This window comes from Streptomyces pinistramenti (assembly GCF_020564935.1).
Classification (GTDB): Bacteria; Actinomycetota; Actinomycetes; order Streptomycetales; family Streptomycetaceae; genus Streptomyces; species Streptomyces pinistramenti.
Map to the genome: position 1 here is coordinate 1 of NZ_JAJCXB010000004.1, position 12538 is coordinate 12538.

Below are 12538 nucleotides of genomic sequence, written 5' to 3' on the forward strand. Positions count from 1 at the left end.
GTAACCGCCCTGGCCGCCCTGGGTGCCGGGGCCGGGAGGCTGTCCCGGGCCTGGGGCCGGCGGCGGGAAGTCGTAGCCGCCCTGGGTGCCGGGGCCGGGTGCCGGAGCGGGCGGGAAGCCGTAGCCGCCCTGGTCGCCCTGGGGGCCGGGGCCGCCGGGCGGCGGGCCCATCTGACCGGGGGGCGGGCCGGGCGGCCGGCTCGGAGGCGGGCCCATCTGGCCGGGCGGCGGGGGCGGCGGTCCCGGCTGGCCGGTCGGCTGGCCGGGCGGTGCGTTCAGGAACCCCGCAGGCAGGGAGGGCGGCGGGGGGACAGCGCCCGCCATCCGCTGGCCGCACACCTCGCACCAGTCTTCGGCCACCGACTGGTGTCCGTTCGGGCAGGTCGGCATGTCGGTTCTTCCCCCTCCGTACCGTTGGTCCGGCGTTGATTCCGGTGGCATTGCTCGTTGGTCATTTCGTGACGCGGACGGTGGTCGCCGAGCGCGCTACGAGGGCACCCCGTACGCCGCGGCGACCGCCGCTTTCCGTCGCACAGTACCGGTCGCGGTACCGGCGACGCCCATCACCTTCGCAAGCAGTTTCGCAGTCTCCCCGCAACGGCCCCCCTCGCCGGCCGTGCCGTTCCGCCCATGCCACCCGGCTTGCGGGCATCCCATCCGCACTGAACGGATTGCGCCGGTTTCACCTGTCCTGCTCAGGCCGGAGACGTGCCTCCCGAGGGGACGGGGAACGGCACCACCGCCACCGTGACGTTGTCGTGGCCGCCACCGTCGAGCGCGTGCGTGACCAGCGTCCTGGCGCTGTCCAGCGGCCGTTCCCGGGTGTCGGCCGGCAGCACGGCGGCCAGCTGCGCGGCGGTCTCGGCGTAGTTCCACAGGCCGTCCGTGCAGACCACCACCACGCCGGGGCCGTCCGGCTGGAAGTGCTGGGTGTGCGGCTCGACCTCGTACGCGTCGGCGCCGAGCCAGCCGGTGATGGCGTGCGCGCGTTCGTCCGCCATCGCCTCGGCCTCGGACATCAGGTTGTTGGCGACCATCTGCGCCGCCCAGGAGTCGTCCTCGGTGAGCCGGGCGGGGGGCACCGTGCGGTCGTCGGGGATCCAGTAGGCGCGGCTGTCGCCGACCCAGCCGACGGTCAGCAGGCCGCCGCCGACCACCGCGCCGACGAGGGTGCAGGCCGGGGCGTTCTGCCTGCGGTGCTCCTCCTGGCCGGCCTCGTCCTGTACCGCGAGGGCGTTGACCGCGGCCGCCGCCGTCACGATCGCCTCGTGCAGGGCCTGCTGCGGATGGACGCCGCGCGGCAGCGAAGCCAGCAGGGAATCGCTCGCGGCCCCTGACGCCGCCTCGGACGCCTCGTCGGGGCGGGTCGCCGAGGAGACGCCGTCGCAGACCACGGCGACCACGGCGGGCGCGCCGTCCGGCAGCGCGGTGGCGGTCAGGGCGAAGAAGTCTTCGTTGCGGTGGTGGCGGTGCCCGCGGTCGCTGACCGCCGCCGAGCCTGCCAACTCCCGCTCCAGATGGTCGCGTTCACGTGGCTGGGCCTGGCCGCACCGCGTGCAGTACCCGTCGATGTCCACGGCCGCGGCCCGGCAGACCGCGCACACCCGGGTGCCGCGCACCGGCGTCTGCGGCTGCCCGGCGGCGTCCGCGACGGCCTCGTACCCGGCTACCCGGGGGTCGGCGGGAGCGGGCGGCGCCGGGGGAGTGGCGGGGTCTTCGTCCGCGGGCGGGGCCTGCGGCGGCGGCACGGCGCCCGGCACCTCGCCCTCGGGGCCGCTCGCGGCGGCCTGCGCTCCCTGGGGCGCCGTCAGGCCCGGCTGCCACGGGGCGACCTGCGGCGGCACCGCGTACGGGTCGGGCAGCGGCATCCCGGGCGCGGGCGGCAGGACGGTGTCCGGCGGCGCGTACGTGACCGGGGGCGGCGGGCCGTAGCCGGGCGGGCGGCCCGTGCCGTCCGCCGGGCGGCCGCCGGGGGCCGCGGCAGCCGCGGGTCCGGCGCCGCAGCGTCCACAGAATCTGTCCCCCCGGTCGAGCGGCTTGCCGCAGCTCGGACACCTGGACGGCCCAGTCACACCCATGTCACACCCACGTCCTGGGGCGGAAGCGGTTGGCCCGTTCCACCAGCTCGATCCTTTCCTCGCCACGCTGCGCCATCCGCGCGAGCAGGCGGTACGACCGTTCCAGACCGAACCGCAGCCCGCGTTCGTCCAGCGTGCTGCCGAGCAGCACCGGCCGCTCGGGCGGGCTGTGCCCGCCGTCCGGCCGGGCACCGTGGCTCACGGAGAGTACCCAGTCCAGGGCGCTTCCCAGTACCTCGGTGGTCAGTTGCTCGCGGCGCCGGTCGTCCAGGCCGAAGTCCGCGAGGTGCTCGACCTGTTCGGCGGCGGCCCGCAGCTCCGCCGGGCGGGCCTCGTGTGCGGAGCGCCGCCACAGCCGTGCGCGGACCGCCGCGATGCGGGCCGCCGTGTAGTGGATGGAGGTCTCGGGGACCGACTCCAGGGCGGTCACCGCCCCCTCCCGGTCGCCCGCCGCCAGCCGTACCCGGGCCAGCCCGAACGCCGCGCTGACGAAGCTGCGGTCGGTCGTCCACACCAGCCGGTAGTACTCATCGGCGGTGTCCCACTGCCCCAGTTGCGCCGCGCACAGGGCCAGCGCCAGCTTCGGCGCGGGCTCGCCGGGAAAGGCGTCGTAGACGGCGTCGAAGGCCGCCGCGGCGCTCTCCAGGTCCCCGGTCGCCAGTGTCACCAGGCCGCGGTGCCACACCGGCCGCCAGTCCCCGGCCCACCGCTCGGCGCCGTCCTCCTCGGTCAGCGCGGCCAGCGCCTTGAGCGCCGCCGCGCCGTCGCCCGCCTCCAGGCGGGCCCGCAGCGCGCGCAGCCGCAGTTCGAGCGAGTCGGCCGGTGCGGAGGGCAGCGCGGCGGCGAGTTCGGCGGGGTCCGCGGCCACAAGACCGGCCAGGAATCCGGCGTTGGGGTCGGCCGGAGCCACGTGGGGCACCGGCAGCGCGAGCACCGCGGCCGGTACGTCCACAGGACGCAGCCCGGGGCCCTCGTCCGCACCGGGCCGGTCCGTGCCCACGGTCTCGACCGCGGTACGCCCGCGGGCCCGGGGCCGCACCCGCCCGCGCGCCCCGAGCAGCGAACCGCCGCCGTCGGCCGTCGCGGGCAACGCGGTGTCCGCCACCCGCAGTTCGGGCCCGAACAGCTGCGACAGTGCGGGCCGCGGCGTGCCGGACCGCAGCGCCACCACCTCGCGCAGGACGCCGGTCAGCTGTGCGGCCATCTCCTCGGCCGAGCTGAACCTGCGGTCGCGGTCCGGGTCCGTGGCGCGTACCAGCAGCCGGTAGAAGGACTCGTACGCCCGGAAGACCTCGATGTGCTCGGGGTCGGGCAGCGAGTCGGCGAAGACGTTCGTGTAGCCCTGGAAGTCGAAGGTGAGCACGGCGAGGGTGCGGGCGACGGTGTAGAGGTCGGAGGCGACGGACGGGCCGAGGGCGGCGACTTCGGGAGCCTGGTAGCCGACCGTGCCGTAGATCGCGCTCTCCTCGTCGTCCATCCGGCGCACCGCGCCCATGTCGATGAGCTTGAGCTGGTCGCCCTGCTGGATGGCGTTGTCGACCTTGAAGTCGCAGTAGAGGAGCTGGCGGCTGTGGAGGTGGCCGAGTGCCTCCAGCGCCTCGATGCCGTAGGCGCAGGCCACCTCGACGGGCAGCGGGTCGCGCCGTCCCTGGGGCGTGCGGCGGGCGTTGGCGAGGTCCTTGAGCGAGGTGCCGCCGACGTACTCCATGACGAGGTAGCCGTCCCGGCTGCCCGTCGCGGGATCCAGGTGCTCGACGAAGTTGTAGATCCGCACGATGTTGGCGTGCTCGATCTCGGCGAGGAAGCGGCGCTCGGACAGGGCGACCGCCAGCGCCTCTTCGTCGCCGGTGTCCAGCAGGCCCTTGAGCACCACCCAGCGGTCGGAGACCGCGCGGTCGACGGCCAGGTAGATCCAGCCGAGGCCGCCGTGCGCCAGGCAGCCCGCCACCTCGTACTGGCCGCGCACCACGTCACCGGCCCGCAGCTTGGGCACGAAGCTGTACGGGTGGCCGCACGCCGTGCAGAACCCTTCCGTGGTGCCCCGAACGCCGCCGCGGGTCCTGCCCACCGGCGCCCCGCAGTCGCTGCGGCTGCAGAACCGCTTCCGCTCGGGCACCTCGGGATCGTCGAGCACCGCGGCCCGCGGATCGGGTCGCGGCACTTCGGGCACCGTCACCAGACCTGCGCCCAGCCGCCCGCGTGCCGATCCGGAGCCGGTGCCGCCGCCCGTGCCGGGGGCGGGCACCGCGGGCAGGGCGCGGGCCGGGCCGCGCCCTGCGGCGGAGGGGGCGGGGCCGGCCGCGAGGCGGGTCGCGGCGGGCGCGGGTCCTGCGGGCGCGACCGGGGTGCCCGGGGCCGCGACGGTCCGTTCGGTGACACCCGTCGGCGGTGAGGCGAGCAGGCCGACCGGTGAGACCACCGGCGCGCGGCCGCAGACGTCGCAGTACCGTTCGCCGCCGGCGTCTTCGTAGCGGCCCGTGCACTCCCTTCGCTGGCACGCGGCAGCCGCCCGCTCCGTCACGCGCCGCCCTCCCGGTCCCACTGATCCGGAACCATCGCCTCCGTCGCCGCCTGCTGATAGCGCAGCACCGCCGCCGCGGCCGCCCGCAGGTCGCAGGGCGCGCTCCACAGCATCCGGCGGGCCGCGTCGTAGCGCTCGGCAAGGAGCGGGTCGTCGGCCAGGCCGTGCCGGGCGACCTTCGCCTTGTACGCGTCCAGCCGACCGCGCAGCTCGGCGCGGACCGCGAGCGGCGCGGTGACCGCGGTCAACGACTCGCGGGCCCGCAGCAGTTCGTCCTCGGCGCGCTCCTCCAGGCGTTCCAGGAGCGGCGAGAGACGGTGCCACTGCGCGTGCCTGCGGTAGTCGACGGCGGCCGCCAGCTGTTCGTGCAGCGCCGCCGACGGGCTGCTGACCGCGGGCACCTCGGACGCGGCGATCTTCGCCAGCACCTCGCCGCGCGCCTGCCTGGCCTCGGTCAGCGTCCGGTCGGCCCGGGACAGCACGTCCCGCAGGTGCATCAGCCGCTGCTCGGCGTCCTGCCGGACGTCCAGCACCGCCTCGATCTCCCGCCGGACGTCCTCCAGCGCGCGGGCCGCACGGTCGTAGCGCTCGGTGTCGGGGCGCCCGCCGCCCGGCGCCGAACTGCCGGTCGACGACGACACCCAGAACGCCAGCGGGTCCGCGATCACCTCCGCGCGCAGCCGCCCCAACTCCTCGGTGATGTCCTCCAGATCGTCGCCCGACGGATGCTCGCCCGGCCTGACGCCCACCGAGTGCGCCAGCGAGCGGGTGCGCTGCAACTCCGCCGCGAGCAGGTCGATCCGGGCGGGCAGCGCGGACCACACGGAGTCGGCGGCGACGATGACGTCAAGCGCCCGCGCGTAGCGGCCGTTCATCCGCTCGACCAGCTCCCGCAGGGTGCACCGCTGTACGGCGCCGTCCGTCGTGACCTCCGCCCCCGTGCTGTCCAGCAGCGCGGTCAGCTCCGCCAGGTCGTCGGGCGAGGACCAGCGTCGGCGCGCCCGCACCTCACGGGCGCGGGTCAGGGCCGCCGTGTACGCGTCGAAGTGCGACCACAGCACGGCGATGGACCGCTCGGTGGCCGCCCACCGTTCTTTGGTGACACCGGTCAGGTCGGCGCCCTCCAGAAGCCGGCGCCCTGCGTGGTCCTGCAGCGCCAGCAGCGAGGACTCGATCGCGTCGTACTCGGCGCCCAGCCGCGCCAGCGCGCGGTCGGCCTCGTCGCGGTCCAGCGCCTGGCCTTCCGGCCTCCCCGCAGAACCGGGGAAGGGTCCAGAGACCCCCATCGATCACCTCTCCAAACTGCGTACGGTGCGCGGTGGTTGGTGCGCTTCGGCCGCCTCTCGGGTGCTGCCCCTTCCGGGTTTCCTCCATACTGCCGCCAGCCGGCCTTCCGTGGGGCGGTCAGTCGGTGTATTCCGGCGTCGGTGGTCCGGATATGCCAGGCATGTCGGCTTTCAGCCAGGTGTGATACGCCCGCATCCAGGGGCTGTCGGCGCCCTTGCCGCGGTAGTCGTCGAGCACCTTGTTCACCCGCCGCACCAGATCCGGGTCGTCCCTGTTCATCGCGACGCCGTACGCCTCGTCCGTGAACGGCTTCCCCTTCAGCTCCACCGTCGGATCCTGCGCCGCCTGCGCCGCGGCCAGCGCACTGTCGGTCACCACCGCGTCCGCCTCGCCGAGCTGGAGCCGCACCAGGCAGTCGAGCTGGCTCGGCACCAGCAGCACCTTCGCGCCGTGCGGCTGCCGCGCCAGCTCCGTCTCGCCCGTCGACCCCGCGGCCGTGCAGACCCGCTTGCCGCGCAGCGAGCCGTCGAACGCGGTGATCTTCGATTCCTTGGGCGCAAGCACCTGCTGACCGGCCTGGAAGTACGCGGTGGAGAACGCCACTTGGCGCTTGCGCGCGCAGTTGATCGTCATCGTGCGCACCACCATGTCGACCCGGCGGTGCCGCAGGGCGGGGATCCGCTGGTTGGTCGGCACCGCCAGGAAGACCACCTTCGGGTGCGGGCCCAGGATGTCCTTGGCGAGGGCCCGCGCCAGGTCGATGTCGAAGCCCTCCAGCTCGCCGGAGTCCGGGTCGCGGAACCCCCAGCGGTAGGTGTTCTGGTCGACGCCGACGACCAGTTGGCCCTTCTTCTTGATCCGCCGCACGGCCGGACCGTCCGCGGGCGACGGCCGCAGGCTGCGCGCCGCCGTCTCCTTCGTGCACCGCTCCGCTGCGGGCGACGCCTGCGCCGTGCCGGGTGCGTACGCCCCGTGCGCCGCCCGGCGACCGGCCTGCGGGTGTGGCGTGCCGGTGCTCAGCGCGGGCACCAGCACCGCGGCCGCCACCGCCATCACCCCCGCACCGGCGACGACCGGCGACAGGGCCGCCCGCAGATTCCGCAGGCCGCGCGCCCGCCGCGTCATGTGGTCCGCACCCTGCCCCCTCACCGGTACTCCGACAGCCTGCGCCCGATGCCCAGCACCGCGCCCGCCGCGCCCACGACGGCCAGGGCACAGGCCCCGGCCGCCAGCCCGCCGAACGCGCCGCGCCCGTCGTCGGCCGCTTGCCGGAACTGGTCCTGCTCGTGCGCCACCGCACCGCGCAGCGCCGCGTCGACCCGGTCGAAGGACTCCCGGGTCGGCCGGTCCGTGCCGATCACCCGGCGCAGCGCCTGGTCGTAGTCGCCCTTGTCGTCCGCGGCGCGCGCCTGTGCGTGCCGCTGCTGCCACTCGCGCAGCTGCGCCACCGCCCGGCGCACCGGCTGCCGGCCCGCCTCGTCGTCGGCCATCGCCAGCGCGGTCCCCAGCGCGCTGCCCGGCGCCGCGGGACCGTGCGCTGCGCCGCCCGCCAGGTCCTTCATGCCGGAGCGGAAACCGGCCTCGTAGAAGTCCTGTTGGTCGCCGGTGAGCCGCGCGCCCCTGGCCACCAGCGTCAGATTCTCGTCGCCGCGGGCCCGGAGGGTGTCGATCCGCGCTTCGTTGAGCACCCGCAGCGAACGGGCGCCGTTGTCGAATGCCTCGCCGAGCCCGGCGCGCGCCGTCGTGTGCCCCACCACCAGCCACAGCAGCAGCATCACCGACGCGGCGGTGGCCGTCACCAGGCCGCGGTTGAACACCCGGTTGGTCCGCAGGTAGCTGCGCCGCTGCGCCCAGCCGAGCGCGCAGATCGCGGCGGCTCCTGCGGTGAGCGAGGCCCACGGCCACGCCGTCGCCGCGGCATGGTCGGCGGCCAGCCGCCCGGTCTCGGTGTCGTACCAGGCGCGGGCCGCCGGGAGGAGTTCCCCGCGCATCCGTTCGTTGGCGTAGCGCAGGTAGGCGCCGCCGAGCGGCAGGCCCTGCCGGTTGTCGGCGCGGGCCGTCTCGACCAGGCCCGTGTAGCGGGGGAGCAGGCGGTTGATGGTGCTGATGTGGTGGCCGGCCGCGTCCGTCATACGCGTCGATCCGGCCGCCTTGACCAGCAGTTCCGACGCGGTGGCGAGGTCGGCCGCGTAGCGTGCGCGGGTGTCGCGGGGCTCGTCGCCGCCGGCCAGGAAGCCGCTCGCGGCCGTCGTGTCGGCGTCGGCCAGGGAGCGGTAGAGGTCGGCGGCGTCCGCGCTGAGCGGCTGGCTGCTCTCGGCGACCTCGCGGGCGGCGTCCGCACGGTCGGTGACCTGCCAGGCCGTGACCGCCCCGAACAGCAGGACCAGCAGGGCCAGTACGGCGCCGATCGCCCGCAGCCTGCCCGGCTCGGTCCGCGTGGCACCGCGCAGTTCGTCGAGGCCGTCGGCCCATGCCGTACGGCGCGCGGCCGGTGGCGGCGGCGCGCTGCCGGGCTTCGCCTGCGGCACGGACGTCACGGACGGCACACAACCTCCCCCTGGAGTGCTGACGACGGGTCCGCCCCCGGAACGGGGACACGGGCAGCAGTATGTCCGCATGCACCGGCGGGCACACCGGTATTGACCTGATCTTGTGTGACCGGACGTAGAGTTGCCGCAGGATTTGCCGGACATCGGAGGACCACGGCGCGGGACGTGTCACGGGGTCGCGGGGAGGTCCGGGTGCGGACGGTCGGCAGGGGCAGGGTGTCGCTGGTCGAGTCCGCGACGGACGAGAGCCGCGGGCAGACGTGACCGGCTCCTGGCCGGTCGGCAGCCGGATTCCGCCGGAGAGCGCGCTGTCCGAGACCGTCGGCGTCAGCCGGGCCTCGCTGCGCGAGGCCGTCCGTTCCCTGGTGCATGCGGGACTGCTGGAGCCCCGGCAGGGCGACGGCACGTTCGTGATCTCCGACGACGGCAGTGCCCTCGCGCTCCGCCGCCTGGAGCGCGCCGAACTCACCCACGTCACCCAGGTACGCCGGGGCCTCGACGTGGTAGCCGCCCGGCAGGCCGCGAAGCGCCGTACAGCAGCCCAACTTGCCGGTATCGAGGAGGCGTTGGCCCGCCGCGGTGCCGCACTCGCCGCGCACGACGGCGACGCCTTCACCGCGGCCGACGCCGAGTTCCACATCCTGGTGCCGAAGCGGGCGCCACCCCGGTGCTCGCCGACCTCTACCGCTCGCTCAGCGCCGCGCTGCGCGAGGAACCGCGTCGCGCCGCCTGCCTGGACACCGCCACCGCCGCCCGCACCGACCCGCACTCCCGGCTCGCCGACGCGATCCGCGCCCAGGACCCGCAGGCGGCGGTGGACGCCGCCGTCCAGCCGCTCGCGGGCCATGTCCGCGACCTCGCCCTGCCGTTGGACGGCTGACGGCTGACGGCTGACGGCTGACGGCCGACGGGACGCCGCAGGGCGCGGGCCGGACCGCCCACGCCCCTGCGGCACGCCTCCTACGCCCAGGACCCCCGCAGCCGCGCATAGGCATCGGCCGGAGCCTCCGCCCGGTCCAGCGCGTGCAGTGCGGCGCCCAGGACCGGGGGCGCGGTGACGACGTGCGCCACCGCCTTCGGCGCGCGCTCCGCGAGCAGCCGCACGATCCGGTCGTGCAGCAGCGGATGCCGGGCCGCCAGCACCCCGCCGCCGAGCACCACCCGGGTCTCCTCGCCGAGCAGGTCGAGCCGCTCCAGCGCGACCGAGGCCAGCAGCACCACCTCGTCGGCCTGCCGGGCGATGATCGCCCGCGCCACCGGGTCGCCCGCGGCGGCCACGTCGAACAGCAGCGGCGCCAGCTCGTGCCGCCGGTCGGGGATGCCGCGCAGGTGCAGCCCCTCGATCAGCTCCAGCATCGTGGCAAGACCGAAGTGGGCGGGCAGCGCCCGTGCCAGCTCGCTCGGCTCGCCGCGGCCGTCCTCGGCCCGTGCCGCGTACCAGAGGGCCTCGTCGGCGAGGAAGCCGCCGCCGCCCCAGTCGCCGGAGAGCCGGCCGACGGAAGGGAATCGCGCGCTCGCCCCGGCCCGGCCGAGTCCCACCGCGTTGATGCCGGCCCCGCACACCACGGCGACCCCCACCGGCGGCTCCCCGGTGTCCGGCAGGCCGGCCCGCAGCAGCGCGAAGGTGTCGTTGCCGACGGTCACCGACCGCGCCCACCCCCGGTCGCCGATCTCCGCGGCGAGCGCGGCCTCCTCGACCGGCAGGTCGGCGTTGGCGAGGTAGGCCGTGACATGGTCGACCGGTCCCTCGGTGCCGGCCTGCGCCAGCGCCGAAGCGACCAGGGGTGCCAGCACGTCGACCGCCCGCCCCGCCCCCACCGTCTGCGGCTGGAAGCCGCCGCCGCGCGCCGTGCCGAGCACGCTGCCGTCCGCGCCCACCAGGGCCACGTCGGTCTTGCTGTTGCCCGCGTCGATGGCGAGCGCCGTGCCGGTCAGGCCCACGTGAGGTGCTCCCGATTGTGTGCGATCAGGTCGTCGGTCAGCTGGTCCGCGTACGCGATCTGGCCGATGAGGGGATGGGCGAGCAGGGCCTCGAAGACCCGGCCCCTGCCGCCCTTCAACGCCGCGTCCAGCGCCAGGTGTTCATAGGCCGTGACGTTCGCGACCAGCCCGGAGTACAGCGGCTCCAGCGGCCGTACCGGCAGCGGCGTGGCACCGGAGCCGTCCACTGCGGCCGGCACCTCGATCACCGCGTCGTCGGGGAGGAACGGCAGCGTCCCGTTGTTCAGGGTGTTCACCACCTGCACGTCGCCGGTGCCGCGCAGCAGCGAGGACGTCAGCGCCACCGCCGCCTCCGAGTAGAACGCCCCGCCGCGCTTGCCCAGCAGCTCCGGCTTCTCGTCCAGCGCCGGGTCGCCGTACATGTCGAGGAGCTGCTTCTCGATGGCCGCGACCTCGGCCGCCCGCGACGGCTTGCTGCGCAGCTCCCGTACGACCTCGTCGTGCTGGTAGTAGTAGCGCAGGTAGTACGACGGCACGACGCCAAGGCGGTCCACCAGCGCGCGCGGCATGTGCAGGTCGTCGGCGACCGCGTCGCCGTGCTCGGCGAGCAGCCGGGGCAGCACGTCCTCGCCGCCGACCCGTACCGCCCGCTCCCAGGTCAGATGGTTGAGGCCGACGTGCTCCAGCTCGACCTGGTCGGGGCGTACGCCCAGCAGCCGGGCGAACTTGCGCTGGAAGCCGATGGCGACGTTGCAGAGGCCGACGGCCTTGTGCCCGTGGGTGAGCAGCGCCCGGGTGACGATCCCGACCGGGTTGGTGAAGTCCACGATCCAGGCGTCGGGGTTGCGGCGGCGCACCCGCTCGGCGATGTCCAGCACCGCGGGGACCGTGCGCAGCGCCTTGGCGAGGCCGCCCGCGCCGGTCGTCTCCTGGCCGACGCAGCCGCACTCCAGCGGCCAGGTCTCGTCCTGGTTGCGGGCCGCCTGCCCGCCGACCCGCAGCTGGAGCAGGACCGCGTCCGCGCCGTCCACCCCGGCATCCAGGTCCGAGGTCCACGAAATGCGGCCCGGGTGGCCCTGCTTGGCGAAGATCCGCCGGGCGAGGCCGCCGACCAGTTCAAGACGGTCGGTCGCCGGGTCGATGAGGACCAGTTCCTCCAGCGGCAGGACATCACGCAACCGCGCGAATCCGTCGATGAGTTCTGGGGTGTAGGTCGAACCTCCGCCGACCACTGCGAGCTTCACGATAAATCAGCCCTTTACTCCGGTGAGAGTGACGCCTTCGACGAAGACCTTCTGAGCGAAAAAGAAAACGATGATGACCGGCGCCATGACCAGCAGCGTCGCCGCCATGGTCAGATTCCAGTCGACGCTGTGCGCGCTCTTGAACGATTCGAGCCCGTAGGAAAGCGTCCAGGCGCCGGGATTCTGTGCCGCGTAGATCTGCGGGCCGAAATAGTCGTTCCAGCAGTAGAAGAACTGGAAGAGCGCGACGGCCGCGATGCCGGGCTTGGCCATCGGGACGATGATCTTCAGCAGGGTGCGCAGCTCGCCGCAGCCGTCCACCTTCGCCGACTCGATGTACTCCTGCGGGATGGTCAGCAGGAACTGCCGCAGCAGGAAGATCGAGTACGCGTCGCCGAACGCCATCGGGATGATTAGCGGCCACAGTGAGCCCGACAAATGCAGCTGCTGGGCCCACACCAGGTACATCGGGATCACGATGACCTGCGGCGGCAGCATCATCGTGGAGATCACCAGGATCATCGCCGTTCGGCGGCCGCGGAAGCGGAACTTGGCCAGCGCGTACGCCACCGGGACCGCCGAGCAGACCGTGAACAGCGTGCCCAGGCCCGCGTACATCAGCGAGTTCTTCCACCAGTCCAGGAAGCCGGGGGTGTGGAAGACCGTCGCGTAGTTGGACCAGTTCCATTCGTGCGGCCACAGCTCGCCGCTCATCGCCTGGCCGTCGCTCATCACGGACGTCAGGAAGACGAAGACGAACGGCAGCACGAAGAAGAGCGCGGCGGCGACGGACACGGCGTGCACGGCGATCCAGTGCAGCAGCCGGCGGCGCCTGGCGCGCAGGGCGGGGCCGCGGTCGCCCGCCGGTGCGGGGGCGGGTGCGGTGCGGGGGCGCAGGGTCGTGGTGGTCATGTCGGA

Annotated in this window: 9 protein-coding genes and 2 pseudogenes; 2 read left to right on the forward strand and 9 right to left on the reverse strand. The window is 74.5% G+C overall.

Going from position 1 to position 12538, the window contains the following annotated elements; genetic code table 11:
- The 6 genes and pseudogenes from LIU39_RS04390 to LIU39_RS04415 all read right to left on the reverse strand — a co-directional run.
- Positions 1 to 390, reverse strand: a pseudogene (locus LIU39_RS04390) (FHA domain-containing protein); the annotation flags it as partial.
- Between the two features lie 305 nt (positions 391 to 695).
- Positions 696 to 2078 (reverse strand): protein phosphatase 2C domain-containing protein, encoded by a 1383-nt coding sequence (locus LIU39_RS04395; protein ID WP_227044811.1) that lies wholly within the window; start codon positions 2076 to 2078, stop codon positions 696 to 698.
- 1 nt (position 2079) lies between these two features.
- On the reverse strand, positions 2080 to 4599 hold the full coding sequence (locus tag LIU39_RS04400; RefSeq protein ID WP_227044814.1) for a serine/threonine-protein kinase: 2520 nt from the start codon (positions 4597 to 4599) through the stop codon (positions 2080 to 2082).
- Positions 4596 to 5885, reverse strand: coding sequence for a hypothetical protein (locus LIU39_RS04405; protein WP_227044817.1), 1290 nt, complete (start codon positions 5883 to 5885; stop codon positions 4596 to 4598). Before LIU39_RS04405 ends, LIU39_RS04400 begins: the two co-directional genes overlap by 4 nt.
- A gap of 118 nt (positions 5886 to 6003) precedes the next feature.
- The gene (locus tag LIU39_RS04410; protein WP_227044819.1) at positions 6004 to 7011 is read right to left on the reverse strand and encodes a glutamate ABC transporter substrate-binding protein; all 1008 of its coding nucleotides are present in this window, start codon (positions 7009 to 7011) and stop codon (positions 6004 to 6006) included.
- A gap of 20 nt (positions 7012 to 7031) precedes the next feature.
- The gene (locus LIU39_RS04415; protein WP_264482388.1) at positions 7032 to 8504 is read right to left on the reverse strand and encodes a GlnX family signal transduction membrane protein; all 1473 of its coding nucleotides are present in this window, start codon (positions 8502 to 8504) and stop codon (positions 7032 to 7034) included.
- Positions 8505 to 8695: 191 nt separating this feature from the next.
- On the opposite strand from LIU39_RS04415, the pseudogene LIU39_RS35190 reads away from it, so the two are divergent.
- Positions 8696 to 9019: pseudogene (locus LIU39_RS35190) on the forward strand (FadR/GntR family transcriptional regulator); the annotation flags it as partial.
- 83 nt (positions 9020 to 9102) lie between these two features.
- Complete coding sequence (locus LIU39_RS35195) at positions 9103 to 9315, forward strand: hypothetical protein (RefSeq protein ID WP_227045227.1); 213 nt, start codon at positions 9103 to 9105, stop codon at positions 9313 to 9315.
- Between the two features lie 80 nt (positions 9316 to 9395).
- Here LIU39_RS35195 and LIU39_RS04430 read toward each other — a convergent pair whose 3' ends face one another.
- From LIU39_RS04430 to LIU39_RS04440, 3 genes are read right to left on the reverse strand one after another with little or no spacing between them, the layout of a single operon-like run.
- Complete coding sequence (locus LIU39_RS04430; RefSeq protein ID WP_227044823.1) at positions 9396 to 10376, reverse strand: N-acetylglucosamine kinase; 981 nt, start codon at positions 10374 to 10376, stop codon at positions 9396 to 9398.
- On the reverse strand, positions 10367 to 11620 hold the full coding sequence (locus tag LIU39_RS04435) for a 6-phospho-beta-glucosidase (protein ID WP_227044826.1): 1254 nt from the start codon (positions 11618 to 11620) through the stop codon (positions 10367 to 10369). Before LIU39_RS04435 ends, LIU39_RS04430 begins: the two co-directional genes overlap by 10 nt.
- 6 nt (positions 11621 to 11626) lie before the next feature.
- A complete protein-coding gene (locus LIU39_RS04440; protein ID WP_227044827.1) occupies positions 11627 to 12532 on the reverse strand; it encodes a carbohydrate ABC transporter permease in 906 nt (301 codons plus the stop codon).
- Positions 12533 to 12538 lie beyond the last annotated feature (6 nt).

What these genes read in the sequence shown, in the direction of transcription:
- LIU39_RS04395 (WP_227044811.1), bottom strand. Translation starts at nt 2,078, where the DNA reads ATGGGTGTGACTGGGCCGTCCAGGTGTCCGAGCTGCGGCAAGCCGCTC.
- LIU39_RS04405 (WP_227044817.1), bottom strand. Translation starts at nt 5,885, where the DNA reads ATGGGGGTCTCTGGACCCTTCCCCGGTTCTGCGGGGAGGCCGGAAGGC.
- LIU39_RS04410 (WP_227044819.1), bottom strand. Translation starts at nt 7,011, where the DNA reads ATGACGCGGCGGGCGCGCGGCCTGCGGAATCTGCGGGCGGCCCTGTCG.
- LIU39_RS04415 (WP_264482388.1), bottom strand. Translation starts at nt 8,504, where the DNA reads ATGCGGACATACTGCTGCCCGTGTCCCCGTTCCGGGGGCGGACCCGTC.
- LIU39_RS04440 (WP_227044827.1), bottom strand. Translation starts at nt 12,532, where the DNA reads ATGACCACCACGACCCTGCGCCCCCGCACCGCACCCGCCCCCGCACCG.